This window comes from Pseudoclavibacter sp. JAI123 (genome assembly GCF_013409665.1).
Taxonomy (GTDB): domain Bacteria; phylum Actinomycetota; class Actinomycetes; order Actinomycetales; family Microbacteriaceae; genus Pseudoclavibacter.
Genome location: NZ_JACCCM010000003.1, coordinates 97,216 through 117,992, shown reverse-complemented (window position 1 = coordinate 117,992; position 20,777 = coordinate 97,216). Strand labels below are relative to the sequence as shown.

The window sequence follows — 20,777 nt, the reverse complement described above, 5'->3', positions numbered from 1 at the left end:
TCTTAGTACCAAAGTTGGGTGGCAGCACTATGACAGCAACATGGATCGACGCGGCGTTCGTTCGGGGTGGCACAAGCAAGGGACTCTTCTTCAACGACGCGAAGCTGCCCCGCGACCGAGCAGGGCGCGATCGCGTCTTCACCGTCGCACTGGGATCCCCCGACCGGTTCGGCCGCCAGCTCGATGGCATGGGCGGCGGAATATCCTCACTGTCGAAGGTCATGGTCGTCGCACCATCAACCGACCCGGACATCGACCTCGAGTACACGTTCGGCCAGGTCGATGTCGCCACACCCGTCGTCGACTACTCGGGGAACTGCGGCAACCTCTCGGCTGGCGTCGTGCCCTTCGCGCTCTTGGAAGGAATCCTCGCAGCGGACGACGGCGACCGCTCGTTTCGTCTGTTGAACACGAACACCGGGAAGGTCGTGGTCGTCAACGCAGCGGTGCAGGCCGGCCAGGCAATGACCGAGGGAACGTTCTCGCTGCCGGGCGTGACCCAGCCCGGCGCCCCGATCGAACTCGTCTACCCCGACCCGGCAGGCAGCCGCACCGGTGCCCTACTGCCAACAGGACGTCCCGTCGAGGTGCTGGACGTAGATGGCCGCGACGTCCGTGTCTCGCTGATGGATGCGGCAGTTCCTCTCGTGATCGTGCACGCCGACGACCTCGGACTCACTGGCACAGAGCTGCCAGACGACCTCGATGCGAACGTGGGGGTTTCCGGGCTCCTGGAGAAGCTCAGGCGCAGCGCAGCGGTCGCAATGGGGCTCGCTCAGTCGCTGGAAGACGCGCCACTTGTGGTGCCGAAGGTCGCCATCATCTCGGAGTCTGCCAACTCGGACACGCTGGACGGCATCGGCGTCCCCCTCGACGAGGCCGACATCACCGTTCGAATGATCTCGATGGGCCGCGCCCACAAAGCCATCCCGGGAACCGGGGCCATGTGCCTCGCCGCGGCCGCCCTCACCCAGGGCACGATAGTCCAGGAGCTCACCTGCTCCACCCCCAGCCAGGGTGGAACGCTTCGCATGGGCACGCCGTCGGGAGTCGTCGCCGCGCGTGCAGCGCTGACGGACGAGGAGTTTGGCGCGCCGGAACTCGCGAGCGTCTCGCTTCTGCGGACCGCGCGCGTGCTCATGCGCGGCGCCGTCGCCGTCTGAGGCCGCCGCGGCCACTGAGCCCAGGACGCAGTGTGACCTGGGTCCGCCACCGCCACGCAGGCGCGTAGGCAGTTGGCGGCTCAGTGCCTTCAGTCCGAGCTGCGCCCCCGAACAGTGAGGTGATCCCCGGTGAGCCGTCACCTCATGTCGCTCGTCGTCGTCCGGGCCATACTTCTGCACACAGCCTGGTCGGGGGCGCGCCTCATGGTGGGGTTCGCCGCCGTGGACTTCGCCGCGAGCCCCTTCGAGCTCGGCCTCGTCGCGGCGAGCTTCGCTGCCCCAGCGATCCCGTTCGCGATTCCCGCGGGGAACATCATGGATCGGTTCGGAGCCGGGTGGCTCCTCGCGGTCGGCACCTGCCTCGGCGTCGTCGCCTGCGTCGGCTCGGCGTTCGCGCCATCGCTCGCGGTACTGGTCATCGGAAACGCCGTGCTGGGCTTGGGTCAGCTGCTCTGCATGATTGGACAGCAGGGGTACGTCGTCGAGCGCGCAACGGGACCGAACATGGTCGGAGCGCTCGGCAACCTGACCTCCGCGATGTCCGTCGGGCAAGTGACCGGTCCCGCGCTGGTTCCGACTGCTGCCACAGCATGGTCCATCATCGGCGATGTGCCCGACTGGGGGAACGGAATGATCCTCTGCGCCGCCTTCGTCCTCGCTGCCGCCCCCTGCACGGTCTTGCTCGCCCGCGATCGACTGAAGACGCCCGCGGTCCGCGCACCCCGCCCTCGCATGCACAGGGCCGCTCTCTCCATCCTGCGCACCGAGGGAATCTGGCGCGCACTTGTCGTGGGCGGGATCGTGCTCGCGAGTGTGGACCTGCTGTTCGTCCTCCTGCCGGCGTGGGCCATCGATCGAGAGGTCGACCTGGTCACGGTTGGATGGCTCTTGGCCCTGCGTGGAACGGTCACGGTCGCCAGCCGCCTCAGAATCGCACGCCTGATCGCTCGCTTCGGGCGCCGCACGGTCCTGACGGCTGCGCTGTGGCTCGGCGTGGCCGGCTTCGGCCTTCTGGCGGTCGGGGGCTTTGCTGCGGCCGTCATCGCGATGATCCTGCTCGGCGTCGCCCTCGGCGTGCCCCAACCGCTCACGCTCGCCTGGGTCGTCGACCTCGCGGGAGAGAAGCTCCGAGGCTCTGCCCTGGGTCTCCGCGTCGCCTCGAACAGGCTCGTCCAGGTGGCGCTGCCGCTGGCCATCGGCCTCACCGCAGGCTCGTTCGGTGCGGCAGGCAGCATGACCGCCTCAGCCGTGCTGCTCGGTGGGGCCGCCGTCGTAACTGGGACCTCCGCTGGCGGCAGTGGCGGATCAAAGAGCCCTTCGACCTAAGCGGCCCGTGAGCGACAGGTGTTGCCGCGCGTTCCCGTTGATGGTATTTTGTTGCTAGCAAATACCACTGCGGTTGCCCTCACTGTTCTGGGCCGCTGCGCGGGGCGACGGTGCCCCCACCAGAGAAAGGCGCGCAATGAAGATCCTTGTACTCCCCGGGGACGGCATCGGCCCGGAAATCACCGGGCCCACGATCGAGGTCCTGAACGCCGTCGACGCGGCACACGGTCTCGGACTCGAGATCGAGACGGCGGAGATCGGGTTCGCATCGCTCGAGACGCAGGGCACCACCTTGCCCGAGGCCGTCATGCGCCGCATCCCGGAGGTCGACGGGGTCGTGCTCGGCCCCGTCCAGCACTTCGACTACCCCGACAAGGCCAGCGGCGGGCTCAACCCCTCTGCGGAGCTGCGCACCAAGTTCGAGCTCTTCGCGAACATCCGTCCCTGCCGCTCGCACAAGGACCTCAGCATTCTTCGCACCCCCATGGACCTGATCATCGTGCGCGAGAACACCGAGGGGTTCTACTCCGACCGCAACATGTACGCCGGCTCCGGCGAGTTCATGCCCGACGCAGACTCGGCGTTCAGCATCCGCAAGATCACGGCCGCGGCCTCCGAACGCGTCGTGCGCGTCGCCTTCGAGCTCGCGCAGGCGCGCCGCAAGAAGGTCACCGTCGTGCACAAGGCCAACGTCGTGAAGCTCTCGGACGGGCTCTTCCTCCGCGAGGCCAGGAAGGTGGCTGCAGAGTTCCCGAACGTGGAGATGGAAGAGCTCATCGTCGACGCCGCGGCCGCACTGCTCATCCGTCGCCCGGAGTCGTTCGACGTGATCGTGACGACCAACATGTTCGGCGACATCCTCTCCGACGAGGCCTCCGAACTCTCGGGCAGCCTCGGCCTGGGCGGCTCGCTCAACGCCGGCACGGACATCGGCGTCGGACAGGCCCAGCACGGTTCCGCACCCGACATCGCCGGCAAGGGGATCGCGAACCCGACCTCCCTCATCCTCTCCGCGGCGATGCTGCTGGATTGGCGCGGACGACGCGACGGCGACCAGCGCCTCATCGACGCGGCCGCCGACATCGAAGGCGCGATCGAACGCGTGCTCGACAACCCAGAGACGCGCACGGGAGACCTCGGCGGCACCCTCAACACCCGACAGTTCGCGGACCACGTGCTCGCCCAGCTCCCCGCGCCCGCTCGCACCGTCTGACCAGGAAGGAACCTCGAATGCCTACCTCCATCAATCCCACTACGGGCCAGCAGATCTCCGACTACCCCGTCCACACCCCCGCCGAAGTCGATGCGGCGCTGGAAGCCGCCGCCGTCGCCCAGCGGGCGTGGCGCGAGACCAGCATCACCGAGCGCAGCGCGCTGCTCACGGCGATCGCCGTGGAGCTCCGCGCCGGCAAGGAACGGTTCGCGAGCCTCATCACCGAGGAGATGGGCAAGCCCATCACGGAAGCGAGGGGCGAGGTGGAGAAGTCGGCGGTCACCCTCGACTACTACGCCGCGAATGCCGAACGCTTCCTCTCCTTCGAAGAGATCGAGTCGAACGCCACGCTCAGCGGAGTCGAGTTCGATCCCCTCGGCGTCGTGCTCGCGATCATGCCGTGGAACTACCCGTTCTGGCAGTTCTTCCGCTTCGCCGGGCCCGCGCTCGTCGCAGGAAACGGCGCGATCCTGAAGCACGCCAACAACGTGCCGGGATCGGCGCTCCTGATCCAGGAGATCGTCGAGAAGGCTGGCGCCCCGAAGGGGTTGTTCTCCACGCTCATCATCGACTCGTCCGAGGTGTCGAAGATCATCGCCGATGACCGGATCGCGGCCGTCACCCTCACCGGCTCGACCGAGGTCGGCGCGATCGTCGCCGCCCAAGCGGGGTCGGTGCTCAAGAAGCAGGTGCTCGAGCTGGGCGGTTCTGACCCGTTCATCGTGCTCGAAGACGCAGACCTCGAGCAGGCGGCCACAGTCGCCGTCAAGTCGCGCTTCAACACGGCAGGCCAGAGCTGTGTCAACGCGAAGCGGTTCCTCGTCGTCGAGGCAGTCGCCGATGCGTTCGTGGAGCTCTTCGTCGCGAAGGCCAGCGAGCTCGTCGTCGGAGACCCATCGCAGGATGCAACACAGGTCGGGCCGCTTGCGCGCGGCAATCTGCGCGTCACATTGCACGAGCAGGTCGAGCGCACCATCGCGGCGGGCGCGACCGTGCGACTCGGCGCGGAGCTGCCGGACGGTCAGGGCTTCTTCTATCCCCCGACCATCCTCGACCACGTGGGCACCGACGCGGCAGCCTTCACGGAGGAGACGTTCGGGCCGGTCGCAAGCGTCACGCGAGTCGTGGACGCCGACGAGGCCGTGCGCCTTGCGAACTCCAGCGAGTACGGGCTCGGCGCCACAATCTTCTCCGCCGACGTCGATCGCGCCCGTGCACTTGCGCGCCGCGTCGACTCGGGCGCGGTGTTCATCAACGGCCAGGTGGCGTCGGATGCTCGGCTCCCGTTCGGGGGCATCAAACGCTCCGGATACGGTCGCGAGCTGTCCGGGTACGGCATCCGGGAGTTCGTGAACATCAAGACCATCTGGGTCGGGCCGGTCAGCGCGTGAGCGATTCGCAGAGCGCGACCTCCCAGACCTGCCACGTGCTCCGACCGTCGGCGCTGCCATCCAAGAACCGCGGGGGCGGCGCGAAGACCGTGCCGCTCGTCACCTACGAGCGTGGAGCGACGTCGTTCCTGAGCGGGACGACGATCTTCGACCCCGGCGCCGCCATCGGACACCACGTGCACAACGTGCTCGAGTCGGTCGCCGTCATCGAAGGCACGGCCATCGTGGACATCGACGGCGAGCGCACGCTGCTCGACACCTTCGACACGACGGTGGTGCCGGCGAACGTGCCCCACCACTTCGAGAACGCCTCCGAGAGCGAGCCGATGCGCATCCTCTGGGTCTACGCCTCGGTGGATGCGACCCGCACGCTCCTGGAGAGCGGCGAGCATGGCCGCATCGACGGGGAGGGACTCGGGTCATCGTCCGACCGGTCTGCGAGCGAGGCGGCGGTCGAGGTCGTGGATCTCTTCGCGGCCGACGCCGACGGCGCCGCCTTGGAAGCGGCGGTCGCCGCGGCAGCACCGCTCTTCCAGCAGGCGGTCGGTGCGCGCAGCTTCACGCTGGAGCGCTCGGTCGAGGACAGCACGCACTATCGGCTCCTCGTGCGATGGGAGACGGTCGAAGACCACACGGAATCCTTCCGATCCTCCGAGGCCTTCACGAAGTGGCGGGAGCTCATCATCGAGCACCTGTCGACGCCGCCGAGGGCCGAGCACTTCCGGCAGGTGCTGACCGCCTTCTAGGCAAGAAGGCCCAGAAAAGGCTGGGCGGAACCCTCCAGGGTCCGCCCAGCCTTTCTGCGTTCGAGAGTGCGTGCCTGCTCTGTCCGACGGATGCGCCCGTCAGGCAGACCCCGTCTTCTCCTCGCCGACAGTGCTCAGGTGCTGCGCGAGGAACGAGGATGCCTCCTCGAGATTCCCGTCGAGCAGCAGGTCGGCGAGCCGCACGTGCTCGGCGCAGCGGACCGCCGCACGCTCGGGCACAAGCGCCTGCCGGTACTCGATGAGGCGGCGCAGGCGATTGATGCGGGAAAGGCTCTCCATGAAGAACTCGTTGCCCGTGCCAGCGGTGACGACTTCATGGAAGGCGGAGTTGAGCTCGAAGAGCTCGCTTCCGGTCACCTCGTGGATACGTCCGTCGATGAGCGCCTGCTGCTCGTCCCGTCGCGCCCGGAGCGCATCGACGTCGACGGCGTACCCGGGCTGGAGGATCGCGGCAGGCTCGACCAGCTGACGGAATCGGTAGCTGTCCGCGTACGACTTGATCGAGGTAAGGGTCTCCTGGAACTGCCACCCGTATCCCGGGAGATCAAGGATCCAACCCTCGTTGGAGATGCGTCGGAGCACCTGCGCGAGCTGCGCGCGGGTCACGTCGTAGCGGCGCATGAGGGCATTCTCGGTGACGCGCTCGGGGAGCAGGCCGTCGAGCCGCTCCTGCGCGATGCGCAGGTAGAGCTCGTCGAATTCTGGGACGCGTTCGGGGGGCGGAGCGTCGAAGGAGGCTTCGGTGACGACGAAGCCTCCGCTGTCGGCGACGGCGATGAGCTGCTGCTCCACGAGCTCCTGGAGTGCCCGCCGGACGGGCGAACGGGAGACGTTGAACCGCTCGGCGAGCGCCCGCTCCGCAAGCCGACTGCCGGGTTCGGCGTTCGATTCCCGGACGAAGGCGAGAATCTGGCTGGTGAGCTGGGCGACGAGTGGCGTCGCGCCGTTGGTCGCCTGCTTCGGCATGCGGCTCCTCGGTCGGGCAGTCAGGGGCCCTGTCATCTTGACAGACCCTGCGCCGACCGAGGAGCCGCAGCCGAGGCTGTCACCGACCCTGGTTGACCTTTGCCGGCGTCGCCGCCTCGTCGACCCGCTGCTCCTCGACCGACTTCGCCCGGCGTCCGCGGAACGCCATGATCGAGATGATCACGGCCCCGGCCACGAGGATGCTGTAGAGGATGATCGTGAGCGGGCTGTTGACGAAAAACCAGAAGTCACCCTGGCCGACGCTGACCGACCGCCGGAACTCGGTCTCCGCGAGCGGTCCGAGGATCACGCCGATCAGCACGGGCGCGAGCGGGAGATCGTAGCGGCGCATGACGAAGCCAAGCAGGCCGAGCACGATCAGCAGCGCGATGTCCAGCACGGACGAGCTGATCGAGTAGACGCCGAGCACCGCGAGCACGCCGATACCGGAGTACAGGTAGGGCGCTGGCACCTTCAGGAGCTTCGCCCAGAGCGGCGCGAAGGGCAGGTTGAGTGCGAGGAGCACGATGAGCCCGAGGAAGAGGCTCGCGAGCAGCGCCCACACGATGTCGGCGCTGCGGTCGAAGAGGAGCGGTCCTGGCTGCATCCCGTACTGACGGAATGCAGCGAGCATGATCGCGGCGGTCGCCGACGTGGGCAGACCGATCGCGAGGAGCGCGCCCATCGCGCTGCCGGCGGTCGCGTTACCCGCGGCTTCTGGCCCCGCGACACCGCGGATCGAGCCGCGGCCGCCGAAGTCGGGGTCGTTGCGTCGCTTCGCGAGACGCTTCTCGATCGTGTAGGCGAGGAATGACGGCACCTCGGCGCCGCCGGCGGGGATCGCGCCGAACGGGACGCCGATCGCGGTGCCGCGGAGCCAGGCGGGCAGCGCCTGCTTGATCTCCTTGCCGTTCAGCCACGGACGCCCCGACTCGATGATGCGGGCGCGGGATGGGTGGCGGCGGATGCGGGAGGCGATGAAGAAGACCTCGCCGAGGGCGAGCAGCCCCACGGTGACGACGACGATCGAGATGCCGTCGAAGAGGTGCGGCATGCCCACGGTGAAGCGGGAGGTGCCCGACACGTCGTCGATGCCGATGAGCGCGATGAAGAGCCCGATCGCGAGGGACGCGATGCCCTTGATGAACGACTCCGCGACGACCCAGGAGATCGCGACGAACGCGAACAGCGCGAGAGCGAAGTACTCGGCCGGCCCGAACATCGATGCGAGCTGCACGATGTATGGCGAGAAGAAGACGACGAGCGTTGTCGCGATCAGGCCGCCGGAGAAGGCGCCGAGGGCGGACGTCGCGAGGGCTTTCGCGGCCCTTCCGTCGAGCGCCATCCGGTGCCCTTCGAAGGACCCGGCGATGGCGGCGGCATTTCCCGGCGTGTTCAGCAGGATGCCCGCGATGGAGTCGCCGAAGAGTCCGCCGTAGTAGACACCCGCGAACATGATGAGCGCCCCGGTGGGGTCGAGCGAGAACGTCACCGGCAGCAGGAGCGCGACGGCCATTGCTGAGCCGAGCCCGGGGAGCACCCCGACGGCGGTGCCGAGGATGGCGCCGATGAACAGCCAGAGGAGGTTCATCGGGGTGAGGGCGGCGGCGAAGCCGCCCATCAGGTCGTTGAGCTGTTCCATCAGAAGATTCCTCCGAGGATGCCGGCCGGGAGGTTCAACCCGAGGCCGATTGAGAAGGCGATCTGCACGGCGGCGGAGAAGACCGCCGCGATGCCGAGGTTCGTGAGGTGCTCTTTCGTGCCGAGCGCGAAGCTGACCAGGAAGAACAGTGCCGCGGCGCTGATCAGCCAGCCGAGCGGTTGCAGGATGAGCAGGAAGGCGACGAATGCGGCGACGACGATCGAGAGGGTCTTCCAGTCGATGCCGATCACGGCTTCCTCATCAACCTCGCCGTCGACTTCCGCACGGCGGGCCGCTCTGACGACGCGGATGGCAAGCGCGATGCTGCTGACGAAGAGCAGGAACGCCACGATCGAGGGGAAGAACTGCGGCCCGGGTTCCGAGTCGCCGATGACGTCCATCGTCGCCGTGTTGTAAGCCATGAAGGCCCCCATCGCGAAGAGGATGATCGAGACGGAGAGCTCCCCGTACTTGGCCCCGACCCCGCTGCCCTCTGGTGTGGAGTGCTGGGTGCTGTGCGACATCGTGGTCATTTCTCGACTCCTTCGAGCAGCTGCTGCGTGATGTCCACCTGGTCTTCGATGAACGCGACGAACTCGTCGCCGACGAGGACGCGCTCTTCCCAGTCGTTGCGCACGACGGCCGCTTTCCACTCTTCGGTCTGGAGCATCTCCTCGACGATGGTGACGAGCGCGTCTCGTTCCTCATCGGTGATGTTCGGAGGGGCGACGAAGCCTCGCCAGTTCGGCATGACGACGTCGACGCCGGCTTCTGCGAACGTCGGCAGGTCGATGCCCTCGATGCGTTCTGGGGCCGTGATGCCGATGCCCCGGACCCGGTTGGTCTCGATCTGGTCGCTGATCTCCGAGTAGCCGGAGACGCCGGCCGCGACGGTGCCGGACAGCAGGGAGCCCAGGACTTCACCACCGCCTGAGTAGGCGATGTAGTTGACGTCTTCCGCGGCGATGCCCGACGCTTCGGCGAGCGCGATCACTGCGAGGTGGTCGGCGTTGCCGAGCGCCCCGCCGCCGATCGGGTGCCCTTCGGGGTCGGCCTTCCACGCCGACAGGAACTCGGTGGCGTCGCCGTACGGCGAGCTCTCGGGCAGCACGATGACGGGGTAGTCGGTCGTGACTGCCATGATCGGGGTGACGTCGTCGAGCCCCACGTCGCTGCCGGTGATCTCGACTCCGCCGACCATGGCGGAGCCGACGACGAGCATCGTGTCGTCGCGGTCGTTCATCTCGATCAGCGTCTGCAGGCCGACCGTTCCGGATGCGCCGGGGATGTTGATGACCTGCACGTTCCCGGAGATGCCATTTGCACGGAGCGACTGCTGCGACTCACGTGCGAGCGAGTCGTAGCCGCCACCAGCGGATCCAGGTACCAGGATACTCAGGCTGCTTGTCGGGCCGCCCGTACCGCCGCCCTGCCCCGCGTCGAACAGCGCAATGGGCACCGTCACCAAGACGGCCGCTATGAGCGCGATCCCTTTCGTTTTCAACTTCATCGTTGACCAGAGCCTCTCGAATCTTCATCGGTCCGTTGGGCGAATCGGGTGCCAGGCACCTCTGCCGTTTCGGTATTATGTCACCATAAAATGCCATTGGCAATCACGGTGACGACCCGGGGCGCCGCGGGATCGACACCGTGCAATGAAGGGGCGCGAAGCGAGCGGGGCCCCGCGGGGGCCTCCTCGGCTGCGGACGCAACTCGTCGACTCGAGGTGCCTCGAACTCCGTCCCTCGATAGACACACTGATATGCTTTCCGAAGCGGAATACATATCGAAAGGCGGATCAATGACGATCGACACCCCTCTGGCGCGCAAGCGCATCGCAATCACAGCCGGGGACCCCGCGGGAGTTGGCCCCGAGCTGCTCGCCCGCGCAATTGCACGACGAGCCAGCGGGGAGGGTGACAACCTCATTGTTTTTGCAGCGGAAGATGAACTCCGTCGCGGCTTCGAGCAAGCCGACCTCCGCGATTCGATGGACGAGTTCCTGGCGGCCGATGGCGTGGAGGTCCGTCCGCTCTCCGACTTCCCGTCGACTCCCGTCGGCGAGGTGCATGGCGACTCCGGCCGCTGGGCGCTGACCGCACTCCGTGCTGCTCTCGACGCGATCGAGTCCCAGGACGCCGATGCCCTCGTCTTCGGTCCGCTCAACAAGGCCTCCCTCCACGCCTCCGGCATGCAGGAGTACGACGAAATGCGTTGGTTCGAGGGTCAGATGCAGGCCGAGAGCGAGGTCTCCGAACTGAACGCCTCCGCAGGGTTGTGGACATCTCGGGTGACCTCACACGTGCCGCTGCGCGCGGTCGCGGACCTGATCACCGAAGAACGAATCATCGCAGTCACCCGCCTGCTCTCCGAGCAGATGAGCGCTGCGGGCTTCACGAACCCAAAGCTCGCCGTCTGCGCGTTAAATCCGCACGGCGGTGAGAACGGGAGCTTCGGCACCGAGGAGATCGACATCATCGCGCCCGCCGTGAAAGCGGCCGCGGCACAGGGCCTGAACGTCGAAGGTCCATTCCCTGCGGACACCCTCTTTGTGACGGCGAAGCGACGGGGCTACCAGGGCATCGTGACGATGTTCCACGACCAAGGCCAGCTGGCGCTCAAAGCGATGGGGTTCGCGGGAGGTGTGACGGTGGAAGCAGGGCTCGGCATCGCGATCGCCACCCCTGCACACGGCACGGCGTTCGACATCGTGGGCACGGGGCAGGCTGACACCGCCTCGATGTTCAACGCCCTCGACATCGCCGGCCGCCTGACCGACGCCTCGTGACGCGGCCGACGGTCGTCATCCTGGACGACGACCCCACGGGCACCCAGGCCGTCGCGGGCATCCCGGTGGTCACGGCGCCAACTCGGGAGAATCTCGCGTGGGCTTTCGAAACCTCCCCACGGGGCTTCTTCATACTCACTAACTCGCGGAGCCTCGACGAGCCGGTGATGGTCACACTGACGAAGTCAGTCGTCACTGACGAAGTCAGTCGTCACTGACGTGATGCGCGCGGCAGGATCGCAAACGGTCCGGTTCGTGAGCCGCAGCGATTCGACCCTGCGCGGGCACGTCGTGGCTGAACCGGAGGCCATCCGCAGCGCCCTCCGCGATATCGATGCGCCCGTCCCGGCAACGACCGTGTTCATTCCCGCCTTCCCCCGGGCAGGCCGTATCACCCGCAACGGCATGCATCTCGTCGAGGGTGTCGACGGTCTGGGCTTGGCGCACGAGTCGCAGTACGCCGGTGATGCGACCTTCGGGTACACGACCTCGTTCCTCCCCGCGCTTGTGGCGGAACGATCCGGGGGCGACCTGACGAGCGACGACGTCGCCGTCGTGGCCCCCGACGGCGTAGCTTCGGCGGTGCGCGAGGGCCGGGCCGCCTGGGTTGCCTGCGATGTCGAGGACGACGCGGATCTCGGGACCATTGCCGGCGCACTGCTTGAGGCCGACCCGTGCGCGGAGCAGGTATTGGTACATGCGAGCCCCGGCATCCTGCCCGCGCTTCTGAACCTCCCTGTGAGCTCCGAGCTCCCCCAGCTCGGCACCGCCCCGGAGGCCGGAGGCCTGAGGCCTGAGGCCTGAGGCCTGATCGTTGTCGGCTCTCACGTCGCCCAGAGGACCCGCCAGCTCAATCGACTGCTCGAGCAGACCGACGTCGCCCTGCTTGGGCTCGACGTCGACCGCCTCATCGACGCAGACGACGCCGCCTTCGAGGAGGTCGTCGAGCAGCTCACCACGCAGGCTGTGGTTGCGCTCGCGACTTCGCACGTCGCGATCGCAACCGGCCGCGCCGTGCGCACGTTCAGCGACCCCGACCGCAGCCTCGCGTTCGCGCGCCGCGTGTCAGACGCCCTGGTGGCGGTGACCCGGCGCACGACACAGCAATTCACCGTTACCTTCGTGGTGGCGAAGGGCGGCATCACCTCGAGCGACATCGCCACACGAGCGCTGCACATCGAGCGGGCGATCATTCGCGGTCGCGTCGGCGCCGGCATCGTGTGGCAACCCGTCGGCGAGAATGCCCGTGCGCCCTTCGCGCTCGTGCCGGGAAACATCGGAGACGACGATGGCCTCATGGAGGCCGTGCGGGGAATCTCTTACCAGCGGTCGTCCGCGGAGTAGCGCTCGATCATCTCCCAGATCGCGACGGATGCGGCGCCGCGCGCCCAATCGCTCATAGTGGTTGGCACGATCTCCGTGTCGAGTTCCGTGCTCCACGATGGCCGCGACTCGGCTATGGCCTCGTGCATCGCCGCCGCTCCGACCTTGGCGATCGCGATGCCCTCGCCAGAGAGGATGAAGCGCGTGACGTACGACATCGTGGCGATGCTGGCGATGAACCGGCCGAGGTAGGAAGCCGCCTCCGTCACTACGAGGAGCGCTCCCTGATCACCGGCTTGCGCCAGCTCGATGGCCTCGTCGAAGGAGAGCAGTCGCCCGCACGCCGCGGAGGCGGCGATGGCGACGTTGGTCGAAGCCAGGTACGCGAGCGCGCTTCCTCGCGGGCCCTCCGGAACCGTCGGTCCCGACGGATTCAGGATCAGCATGCTGGGTGACGGCGATGCCGCGTCGAGCTGCCTGACGACGTCACCATTGATGACAAGCCCGCATCCCACCCCCACGCCCACAGTGACCAGCGCGAAGCGCTCACTGTCGCGATCGGACGAGAAGAGATGCTGGGCGACGGTCAGAGCGGTCACGTCGTTTTCGACGATCACCGGGAGTCCAGATTCTCCGGAGAGCCGCTGCCCCAGCGGCACGCTGCGCCAGCCGAGACTGCGCGAGAGCACCACGCTCGAGTGGTCGTCGGTGTGGCCGCCGAGCGAGACGCCGACGCTGTGCACCGGCTCCCCCTGGGCCAGACGAGCGATCACGGCGGCCGCGACGCGGATGACGTCGTCCGGGGTCGACGAGGGCAGGGGTTGATCCACTCGAGCAAGGATGGACGCCCGGGCGTCCGTCAGCACGCCGTGGACAGCGTCGACCGCCACCTTCACGCCGATGAACCGCAACGTCGGGGACACATCGAGTGGGCGCACGAGGCGGCCATGCACTGGATCGGCAACGGCGTCAGCCTCGACGAGGAGGCCCTGCTCGATGAGTGGCCTTGCCAGGCGGGTCATGCTCGCCGGCGAGAGCCCAAGGCGGCGAGCCACGTCGCTCCGGGAGATCGGCCCATGCAGGACAACCGCGCGGGCAACGGCCCGCGCCGTGTCGATGGTCTGCGTCCCGGTCTCAATGATCGCCATGACGTTCATCGTACCGCTCCACCATTCCAAGCCGAAACACTAAACCTCGACATTGCTACCGCTGCAGTAGGTAAAGCAGCCCCATCCGCACGGAGTGGACGCCAAACCAGGGTTTCGAGGAGCAGATTGACCAGAGTATTTATTGTTGCAATAATCATGGCTACCCCCTGAAAGGCAATGGTGCTGATGGAATCCATGGAGCGACGCGTTCTCGAACTGAACGGCGCAGACGTATAGGTGATCGTGGATGCGCGGTCGGAGCAGGTCCCGCGCATCATCCATTGGGGTCGCCCCCTCGGACTCAACGCCGCGGGCCTCGAATCGTTCGCCGACGCGAGCAGGCCGCAGATCGCCTCAAACAGCATCGACAGCCCCGTCCCCTTCAGCATCGTTCCGGATGCCAGCCGCGGGTGGGTCGGTGCCCCCGGCGTCGAGGGACACCGCGGCGGCCGCGATTTCGCCTTGCAGCTGTCCACCCGCAACGTCAGCCTCGAGACGTCGGCCGACGCGCGAGTCGAGAATCGGTTCGTCGCGGCCCTCGCGGACGACGCCCTCGAGATCGAAGCCGACCTGGTGCTCGAGCTGCTGACATCCGGTCTCGTGCGCTCCCGCCTCACGGTGCGCAACACGGGCGCCGAAACGTACGCCGTCGACGCCGTGCGTCTCGGGCTCCCCGTACCGACTCGCGCCGGTGAAGTGCTCGACTTCGCGGGACGCCACATGCGCGAAGCGCAAGCACAGCGGCACTCCCTCACCGTCGGCACCCACGCCCGCGAGGGACGCCACGGTCGCACCGGCCACGACGCGAGCCTTCTGTACGCGGTAGGAACTCAAGGTTTCGGCTTCCGCCACGGCGAGGTGTGGGCTGCGCAGACCGCGTGGAGCGGAAATCACCGCACGTTCGTCGAGCGCCAGACCAACGGGCGCACGATTCTCGGCGGCGAGGAGATCCTGCTCCCCGGAGAAGTGGCCCTCACCACGGGCGAGGAATACTCGACTCCATGGATCTACGGCTCCTATGGTGAAGGCATCGACGGCGTCGGCCGCCGCTTCCACCACCACCTGCGGGCGCGCGAGCGCAATCGCACGACCCCACGCCCGGTTGTCCTCAACACCTGGGAAGCGGTCTACTTCGACCACCAGCCCGCCGCGGTCTTCGATCTCGCGACGAAGGCAGCCGAGGTCGGCGTCGAGCGCTTCGTGCTCGACGACGGCTGGTTCCTCGGTCGCCGGAGCAAGCAATCTGGCCTGGGCGACTGGACCGTCGATCGGGCGATCTGGCCGGATGGACTGCTCCCGCTCGCCAAGCACGTGCGCGGCCTCGGCATGGAGTTCGGGCTGTGGTTCGAACCCGAGATGATCAACCCCGACAGCGACGCCGCACGCGCGAACCCGGACTGGATCCTCTCCCCCGGGCACCGGCAGCCGCCGACCTCGCGATACCAGCAGGTGCTGGACTTGCAGAACCCTGCGGCCTACGCACACGTTCGGGACTCCATCGCCGGTCTCGTGCGCGAGCTCGACCTCGCCTTCATCAAGTGGGACCACAACCGCGACCTCACCGACGCGGCCCACGACGGCGGACGCGCTGCGGTGCACGGTCAGACGCTGGCGTTCTACCGCCTCCTCGACGAGCTCCACTCCGAGTTCCCAGACCTCGAGATCGAGTCATGCTCCTCAGGCGGCGCCCGGGCCGACCTCGAGGTTCTCGAGCGCTCGGACCGCATCTGGGCCAGCGACTGCATCGATGCGAACGAACGTCAGCGCATCGATCTCTGGACCAGCGTGACCGTGCCGCCGGAGCTCCTCGGCTCACACATCGGGTCGAGCATCGCCCACGCCACGAAGCGACGCCACGCACTGTCCTATCGCGCGATGACGGCGCTGCTCTCGAACCTCGGAATCGAGTGGGACCTGCGCGAGGCCACCGCCAACGAGCTGGAGGCTCTCAGCGGCTGGGTCCAGCTCTACAAGCAGCTCCGCCCCCTCCTGCACACCGGTGAGGTGGTGCGCAGTGATCACCCCGATCCGGCCCTCAGCATCCGCGGTGTCGTCGGGCAGGAGCGCTCGGATGCGCTGTTCTCGGTCGCCGCTGTCGCGACCGGTGTCGGGGCGCCTCCTGGCGCGGTGACGCTTCCCGGACTCGACCCCGCCGCGACCTACGACGTGAGCGCCGCAGCCCCCGCCGACGGAGTGCTGCAGTACAACGGCCACCCGCTCCCGGCCTGGTGGAGCACCGGTGTCCGAACCACAGGTGAGGCCCTCGGCCACGCCGGTATCCAGGTGCCAGCTCTGGCGCCCGACCACGCACTGCTCATCCGCGCAACGCAGGTGGGCGAGGAGGACTGATGGCAACCGAAACCCTGGCGATCCCGGCCAAGGGCCGCAAGCGCCAGCGCCGGCCCCGCCCGCTCGGCCGGGAGAACCTGGCCGGCTGGCTGTTCGCCGCACCAGCGATCATCGGCTTCGCGGCCTTCTTCGTCTGGCCTGCGCTGCGCGGCGCGTACTTCAGCTTCACGAAGTACAACCTGCTCACCGACCCAGAGTGGGTCGGACTCGACAACTACACCCGCATGTTCGCGGATGAGGTCTTCTGGAATGCGCTCGGCGTCACGGTCTACTACGTGCTGCTCAACATCGGCTTCCAGACGCTGCTCGCGCTCGGCGTCGCGGTCTTGCTGCATCGACTCACGCAGTCGCTGGTGATCCGCGGCATCGCCCTGCTGCCGTACATGATCGCGAACGTGATCGCCGCGCTCGTCTGGTTCTACCTGTTCGACTACCAGATCGGGCCGATCAACGAGCTCATCGCCTGGCTGGGGCTCGACCGAATCGCCTTCCTCGGCGATCAGGCCTGGGCGATACCGACCATCGCGTTCATCAACGTGTGGCGTCACCTCGGCTACACAGCGCTGCTTATCTTCGCCGGTCTTCAGATGATCCCGCGCGATGTCTACGAGGCCGGTGCGATCGACGGCGCTGGGGAGCTGCGCATGTTCCGCAGCATCACGCTTCCCCTGCTGCGTCCCATCCTCGCGATGGTCCTGGTGATCACGGTCACCGGCGCCTTCCAGGTGTTCGACACCGTCGCGGTCACGACGGGCGGCGGACCGGTCAACGCCACGCGAGTCATCAACTACTACATCTACGACGTGGCCTTCACTCGTGGCGACTTCGGATACGGCTCGGCCCTGGCCGTCGCCCTGTTCGTTCTGCTCGCGGTATTCACCTATATCCAGCTGCGGGCGACCCGCGCCAACCAGACCGACCTGGGATGACACCATGACCATGACGAAGAGTTCACGCACAAGCAAGAACGCAAGTCCGACGCCCCCGTCGGAGCAGCCCGCGGAGTCCGAAGTGACGGGCAAGAAGCCACGTCAGAAAGCGTCGATCGGTCGCATCGCGGCGTGGGTGCTGCTCTGGGTCCTGCTGCTGATCACCCTGTTCCCGTTCTACTGGATGCTCCGCACCTCGCTGTCGAACAACCTCTCGCTCGCTGGCAACCCGGGGAACCCGTTCCCCGTCGACTTCACTCTCGGCGCGTACAAGCGGGTCCTTGGGCTGGCCACCACCGAGGAATCGATGGCAGAGGGCGGGTCAGGCGCCTCGATCGACTTCTGGCTCTACCTTCGCAACTCGGTGATCGTCGCCACGCTCATCACCGTTGGCCAGGTGGTGTTCTGCTCGATGGCGGCCTACGCCTTCGCTCGGCTGAAGTGGACTGGCCGCGACCTGGTCTTCGGCATCCTGCTGTGCGCCCTCATGGTGCCGGTCATCTTCACGACAATCCCGAACTTCATCACCATCCGCGACCTCGGGCTCCTGAACACGCACCTCGGCATCGCTCTACCGACGATGCTCATGACACCCTTCGCGATCTTCTTCCTCCGGCAGTTCTTCCTCGGCATCAACCGCGAGGTTGAGGAGGCCGCCATCCTCGACGGCGCCGGCCACATCCGCCGTTTCACGTCGATCGCGCTGCCGCTCACGGGCTCGCCGATCGCGACGCTCGCCATCCTCACCTACATCAACAGCTGGAACGAGTACTTCTGGCCGCTGGTCGTCGGGCGCGCAGAAGACGTGCGCGTGCTCACCGTGGCACTCGGCGTGTTCCGATCGCAGACCCCACAGGGCGGACCCGACTGGGCCGGCCTCATGGCCGCGACGCTCATCGCGGCCCTCCCCGTGATCATCCTCTTCCTCCTCCTCGGCAAGCGCATCATCAACTCCATCGGGTACTCGGGCACAAAATGACCCGCACCTCCCCTCGCACCACACGAATCGAAAGGCACTCAATGAAGAACGCCAAGAAGATCGCCATCGCCGCGGTCGTGACCGGCACGCTGTTCGCAGCCACCGCCTGCTCCGGTGCCAGCGCCGGCGGCGACGGCGGCTCCGAAGCCGCGTCGCTGCGCTACTGGCTGTGGGACTCCAACCAGCTCCCCAGCTACGAGCAGTGCATCGCCGACTTCACCGAAGCCAACCCAGAGATCTCCGTACAGATCGAGCAGGTCGGCTGGAACGACTACTTCGAGACGCTGACGACCAGCCTCGTGGGCGGCGACGCACCAGACGTCATCACCAACCACGCGTCGTTCTACCCAGAGCTCGCGACCTCCGGGTCGCTGCTCGACCTCGACGACGTGGAGGTCGACCTCGAGTCGTTCCGCGACGGCCTCGCGGAACGATGGATCGGCGAAGACGGCAAGCGCTACGGCCTCCCGAAGGACTGGGACACGGTCGCGACGCTCTTCAACACCGACTACCTCACCGAAGCCGGATACACGCCAGAGGACCTCAACACTCTCGACTGGAACCCGGATGACGGCGGCACCTGGGAGAAGACCATCGCCCACCTCACCGTCGACGCGAACGGCGTGCGCGGCGACGAAGCCGGCTTCGATAAGAACAACGTGGCCGTCTACGGCCTCGGCCTCAAAGCCAAGTCCGGCATCGGCGCCTTCGGTCAGACCCAGTGGAGCCCGTACGCGCTGACGAACAACTGGACCTACGCCGACCAGAACCCGTTCGGCACCGAGTTCAACTACGCCGACGAGAAGTACATCGAGACCATCGAATGGTGGTCTGGCCTGATCGACAAGGGCTACATGCCCGGGTACGAGTCGGCGATCTCCGGCACCAGCATCCAGGAGGCCTACGGCGCCGGACGCTACGCGCTCGTCACCGACGGCAGCTGGAACGCCAAGGCGTACTTCGGCATGACCGGCGTCGAGACCGGCATCGCACCACTGCCGGTCGGCCCGAGCGGCGATCGCGCGGGTGTCATGAACGGCCTGGCGGACTCCGTCATCGCAAGCACGGAGAACCCGGAGGCGTCGAAGAAGCTGGTGGCCTACCTGGCGACCGCCGACTGCCAGGACATCGTGGCTGAAGCAGCTGTCGTCTTCCCGGCCGTCGAGACCTCAAGCGAGAAGGCCCGTGAGGCGTTCGATGCTGCCGGCATCGACGTCTCGGTCTACTACGACGCGTTCGAGGCGGGCGAATACGTCGAGGCCCCGATCGCCAACAACTGGAGCTCGATCCTCGCCATCATGGAGCCAGCCGTCGAGGCCGTCCTCCTTGGCCAGGGCGATGAGAACACGCTCAAGCAGGCAGCGGAGCAGGTCAACCAGCTGTTCCCGTAAGTACTGGGGTCGGTCCGAGGGGCATCTCGACGCGCTGCGTCGGGGTGCTCCTTCCTCGTGGGCGAGGCGGCGGGCGCGCATGATCGCGAACCGCTGACCGCTGACCGCCGCGAGGAACGTCGTGAAACCATGGACACATGGCACGCACACCGAAGGCGCTTCTCCTCTCCGGAGCCACCCTCCTGCTCGCGGCGACCGCCGGGTGCTCGACGAGCGCATCCACCTACGCTGACCTCGAGAACGCCCCGGTGGTCGAAAAACCCTTGCCGACTGACCTGGACGACCACGCCCTCGAGGGATTCGACGTCGATGCGACGCGATGGGTCGGAGAGTATGGCGGAGCTCAGCTCTGGCTCGGCCCGGGCGTCGACGAGTACGAAGTGTGTCTGCTCTACTACACCGAAGCGCAGGAGTGGGGCGGGGCGTGCAGCGGGGGTGGCGGCATCAGCAGCACTGGAATCGGGAACGGCCTCCGCTACGCGGTCGTGCCCGACGGCGAGGAGCCCCGCCGCGGCGCAACGCAAGTGTCACAGAACGTCTATGCGACGGGCGCCTGAACGTCATCGAATCGGGTGGCGTCCAGGACCCAACTGAAACGGCCGGGGCCCGAGGTAATGAGCTGGAGCGTCACTGGCGGCCGGCAGGACGAGGCTCCGGTTCATCTGGGTGGTGGTGCCTGTGGCCTACACCCGTCTACTCCGTCGCTCGGGGAGCCGTGGTTGGGTTCTACTGCTACCCGTTCTTTAACCCCGCAGCAGTCGGCGGCTACGGAGGCGTCGCCCTGTACTGCGTCGCGCTCCTCGCGGCCTTCGTTGTCCTGGCGACCGCGATTCGGGCACTTGGCAACGCATTGGGTCGCCGCCAGCGCGAGCGTACCGAGCGTTCAGGTGCGGGTGAGCAGATCAGCCGCTAGGCGGAACGACTTGATTCAAGTCTTTGATCAGACGGGGAGCTCGCCTACGTCGAACCTCGAGCAGCCAAGTTCTGGCCGGGTAGCTCAGTCGCACGACGTAGTAGTTGATGTACTCGACGACGCCGAACACCCACGTGAGTACGATCAGAGCCGCGATCGGCCACGAACTGGGCCACCAGAGCACGATGCCGACGAGCGCGCCACCAAACACCGCGAGGTCCAGCCACTTCAGAGCCCCGAACACGCGGGCGAGCCCGACGGGCATCCTCGAAGCCCCGACCCAGTTCCGCGCCAGGAGCCAGTAGGCGCCGCCCTGCAGCAGCACGAAGAGCAGTGGGGCGAGCGCCAACCAGAACGCCGCGAGGTCCATGCCCGTCGTCAGGATGGTCGGCACGGCCCACACCCCCAGCATCGTGAACGTCGCAACTGACGTCAGCTCGCCGGCACCGAGTGACAGGTATTGGCGGCGCGCGTCATGTCGAGTGCGAG

20 protein-coding genes are annotated in these 20,777 nt (G+C 67.1%); 14 read left to right on the top strand and 6 right to left on the bottom strand.

The window, feature by feature from the left end; translation table 11 throughout:
• Positions 1-29 precede the first annotated feature (29 nt).
• From HDC34_RS15620 to HDC34_RS17945, 5 genes are all read left to right on the top strand, one after another.
• Positions 30-1,163 (top strand): PrpF domain-containing protein, encoded by a 1,134-nt coding sequence (locus tag HDC34_RS15620; RefSeq protein WP_179557697.1) that lies wholly within the window; start codon positions 30-32, stop codon positions 1,161-1,163.
• A 129-nt stretch (positions 1,164-1,292) separates the two neighbouring features.
• Positions 1,293-2,489, top strand: a complete 1,197-nt coding sequence (locus HDC34_RS15615; protein WP_179557696.1) for an MFS transporter — start codon at positions 1,293-1,295, stop codon at positions 2,487-2,489.
• Positions 2,490-2,625: 136 nt separating this feature from the next.
• Complete coding sequence (locus HDC34_RS15610) at positions 2,626-3,702, top strand: isocitrate/isopropylmalate dehydrogenase family protein (protein ID WP_179557695.1); 1,077 nt, start codon at positions 2,626-2,628, stop codon at positions 3,700-3,702.
• A 17-nt stretch (positions 3,703-3,719) separates the two neighbouring features.
• Positions 3,720-5,093, top strand: coding sequence for an NAD-dependent succinate-semialdehyde dehydrogenase (locus tag HDC34_RS15605; protein ID WP_179557694.1), 1,374 nt, complete (start codon positions 3,720-3,722; stop codon positions 5,091-5,093).
• A complete protein-coding gene (locus HDC34_RS17945) occupies positions 5,090-5,839 on the top strand; it encodes a cupin domain-containing protein (RefSeq protein WP_308807373.1) in 750 nt (249 codons plus the stop codon). The genes HDC34_RS15605 and HDC34_RS17945 overlap by 4 nt, the downstream gene beginning before the upstream one ends.
• Before the next feature lie 99 nt (positions 5,840-5,938).
• On the opposite strand, the gene HDC34_RS15590 is transcribed toward HDC34_RS17945, so the two are convergent.
• The 4 genes from HDC34_RS15590 to HDC34_RS15575 all read right to left on the bottom strand — a co-directional run bounded on the left by HDC34_RS15590 (position 5,939) and on the right by HDC34_RS15575 (position 9,972).
• Positions 5,939-6,826 (bottom strand): GntR family transcriptional regulator, encoded by an 888-nt coding sequence (locus tag HDC34_RS15590; RefSeq protein WP_179557693.1) that lies wholly within the window; start codon positions 6,824-6,826, stop codon positions 5,939-5,941.
• Between the two features lie 79 nt (positions 6,827-6,905).
• Positions 6,906-8,468, bottom strand: a complete 1,563-nt coding sequence (locus HDC34_RS15585; RefSeq protein WP_179557692.1) for a tripartite tricarboxylate transporter permease — start codon at positions 8,466-8,468, stop codon at positions 6,906-6,908.
• Positions 8,468-9,001, bottom strand: a complete 534-nt coding sequence (locus HDC34_RS15580; protein ID WP_179557691.1) for a tripartite tricarboxylate transporter TctB family protein — start codon at positions 8,999-9,001, stop codon at positions 8,468-8,470. The genes HDC34_RS15585 and HDC34_RS15580 overlap by 1 nt, the downstream gene beginning before the upstream one ends.
• Positions 8,998-9,972, bottom strand: coding sequence for a tripartite tricarboxylate transporter substrate binding protein (locus HDC34_RS15575; RefSeq protein ID WP_179557690.1), 975 nt, complete (start codon positions 9,970-9,972; stop codon positions 8,998-9,000). Before HDC34_RS15575 ends, HDC34_RS15580 begins: the two co-directional genes overlap by 4 nt.
• A gap of 297 nt (positions 9,973-10,269) precedes the next feature.
• On the opposite strand from HDC34_RS15575, the gene HDC34_RS15570 reads away from it, so the two are divergent.
• Genes HDC34_RS15570 through HDC34_RS15555 form a run of 4 tightly spaced genes read left to right on the top strand, consistent with a single transcriptional unit; the run spans position 10,270 to position 12,600 of the window.
• Positions 10,270-11,256, top strand: a complete 987-nt coding sequence (locus HDC34_RS15570; protein WP_179557689.1) for a 4-hydroxythreonine-4-phosphate dehydrogenase PdxA — start codon at positions 10,270-10,272, stop codon at positions 11,254-11,256.
• Complete coding sequence (locus HDC34_RS18295; protein ID WP_179557688.1) at positions 11,253-11,474, top strand: four-carbon acid sugar kinase family protein; 222 nt, start codon at positions 11,253-11,255, stop codon at positions 11,472-11,474. The genes HDC34_RS15570 and HDC34_RS18295 overlap by 4 nt, the downstream gene beginning before the upstream one ends.
• A gap of 4 nt (positions 11,475-11,478) precedes the next feature.
• A complete protein-coding gene (locus HDC34_RS15560; protein ID WP_179557687.1) occupies positions 11,479-12,060 on the top strand; it encodes a four-carbon acid sugar kinase family protein in 582 nt (193 codons plus the stop codon).
• Between the two features lie 3 nt (positions 12,061-12,063).
• On the top strand, positions 12,064-12,600 hold the full coding sequence (locus HDC34_RS15555; RefSeq protein ID WP_179557975.1) for a nucleotide-binding domain containing protein: 537 nt from the start codon (positions 12,064-12,066) through the stop codon (positions 12,598-12,600).
• Here HDC34_RS15555 and HDC34_RS15550 read toward each other — a convergent pair.
• A complete protein-coding gene (locus tag HDC34_RS15550; RefSeq protein ID WP_179557686.1) occupies positions 12,576-13,727 on the bottom strand; it encodes an ROK family transcriptional regulator in 1,152 nt (383 codons plus the stop codon). The two genes, HDC34_RS15555 and HDC34_RS15550, sit on opposite strands and share 25 nt — an antisense overlap.
• A gap of 243 nt (positions 13,728-13,970) precedes the next feature.
• Between HDC34_RS15550 and HDC34_RS17935 the strand changes: the two genes are divergently transcribed.
• From HDC34_RS17935 to HDC34_RS15525, 5 genes are all read left to right on the top strand, one after another.
• The gene (locus tag HDC34_RS17935; protein ID WP_308807372.1) at positions 13,971-16,076 is read left to right on the top strand and encodes an alpha-galactosidase; all 2,106 of its coding nucleotides are present in this window, start codon (positions 13,971-13,973) and stop codon (positions 16,074-16,076) included.
• Positions 16,076-17,005, top strand: coding sequence for a carbohydrate ABC transporter permease (locus HDC34_RS15540; protein WP_104310642.1), 930 nt, complete (start codon positions 16,076-16,078; stop codon positions 17,003-17,005). The genes HDC34_RS17935 and HDC34_RS15540 overlap by 1 nt, the downstream gene beginning before the upstream one ends.
• Before the next feature lie 4 nt (positions 17,006-17,009).
• Entirely contained in the window at positions 17,010-17,984 is a 975-nt protein-coding gene (locus HDC34_RS15535; protein ID WP_374757246.1) for a carbohydrate ABC transporter permease, read from the top strand.
• Positions 17,985-18,025: 41 nt separating this feature from the next.
• Positions 18,026-19,375, top strand: a complete 1,350-nt coding sequence (locus HDC34_RS15530) for a sugar ABC transporter substrate-binding protein (RefSeq protein ID WP_104310643.1) — start codon at positions 18,026-18,028, stop codon at positions 19,373-19,375.
• A gap of 137 nt (positions 19,376-19,512) precedes the next feature.
• Entirely contained in the window at positions 19,513-19,932 is a 420-nt protein-coding gene (locus HDC34_RS15525; RefSeq protein ID WP_104310644.1) for a hypothetical protein, read from the top strand.
• 345 nt (positions 19,933-20,277) lie between these two features.
• On the opposite strand, the gene HDC34_RS15520 is transcribed toward HDC34_RS15525, so the two are convergent.
• A complete protein-coding gene (locus HDC34_RS15520) occupies positions 20,278-20,682 on the bottom strand; it encodes a hypothetical protein (RefSeq protein WP_257023354.1) in 405 nt (134 codons plus the stop codon).
• Between the last annotated feature and the right edge of the window lie 95 nt (positions 20,683-20,777).

What these genes read in the sequence shown, in the direction of transcription:
- HDC34_RS15605 (WP_179557694.1), top strand. Translation starts at nt 3,720, where the DNA reads ATGCCTACCTCCATCAATCCCACTACGGGCCAGCAGATCTCCGACTAC.
- HDC34_RS15610 (WP_179557695.1), top strand. Translation starts at nt 2,626, where the DNA reads ATGAAGATCCTTGTACTCCCCGGGGACGGCATCGGCCCGGAAATCACC.
- HDC34_RS15585 (WP_179557692.1), bottom strand. Translation starts at nt 8,468, where the DNA reads ATGGAACAGCTCAACGACCTGATGGGCGGCTTCGCCGCCGCCCTCACC.
- HDC34_RS15550 (WP_179557686.1), bottom strand. Translation starts at nt 13,727, where the DNA reads ATGGCGATCATTGAGACCGGGACGCAGACCATCGACACGGCGCGGGCC.
- HDC34_RS15530 (WP_104310643.1), top strand. Translation starts at nt 18,026, where the DNA reads ATGAAGAACGCCAAGAAGATCGCCATCGCCGCGGTCGTGACCGGCACG.
- HDC34_RS15540 (WP_104310642.1), top strand. Translation starts at nt 16,076, where the DNA reads ATGGCAACCGAAACCCTGGCGATCCCGGCCAAGGGCCGCAAGCGCCAG.
- HDC34_RS15560 (WP_179557687.1), top strand. Translation starts at nt 11,479, where the DNA reads ATGCGCGCGGCAGGATCGCAAACGGTCCGGTTCGTGAGCCGCAGCGAT.
- HDC34_RS15590 (WP_179557693.1), bottom strand. Translation starts at nt 6,826, where the DNA reads ATGCCGAAGCAGGCGACCAACGGCGCGACGCCACTCGTCGCCCAGCTC.
- HDC34_RS15525 (WP_104310644.1), top strand. Translation starts at nt 19,513, where the DNA reads ATGGCACGCACACCGAAGGCGCTTCTCCTCTCCGGAGCCACCCTCCTG.
- HDC34_RS15620 (WP_179557697.1), top strand. Translation starts at nt 30, where the DNA reads ATGACAGCAACATGGATCGACGCGGCGTTCGTTCGGGGTGGCACAAGC.
- HDC34_RS15535 (WP_374757246.1), top strand. Translation starts at nt 17,010, where the DNA reads ATGACCATGACGAAGAGTTCACGCACAAGCAAGAACGCAAGTCCGACG.
- HDC34_RS15570 (WP_179557689.1), top strand. Translation starts at nt 10,270, where the DNA reads ATGACGATCGACACCCCTCTGGCGCGCAAGCGCATCGCAATCACAGCC.
- HDC34_RS15580 (WP_179557691.1), bottom strand. Translation starts at nt 9,001, where the DNA reads ATGACCACGATGTCGCACAGCACCCAGCACTCCACACCAGAGGGCAGC.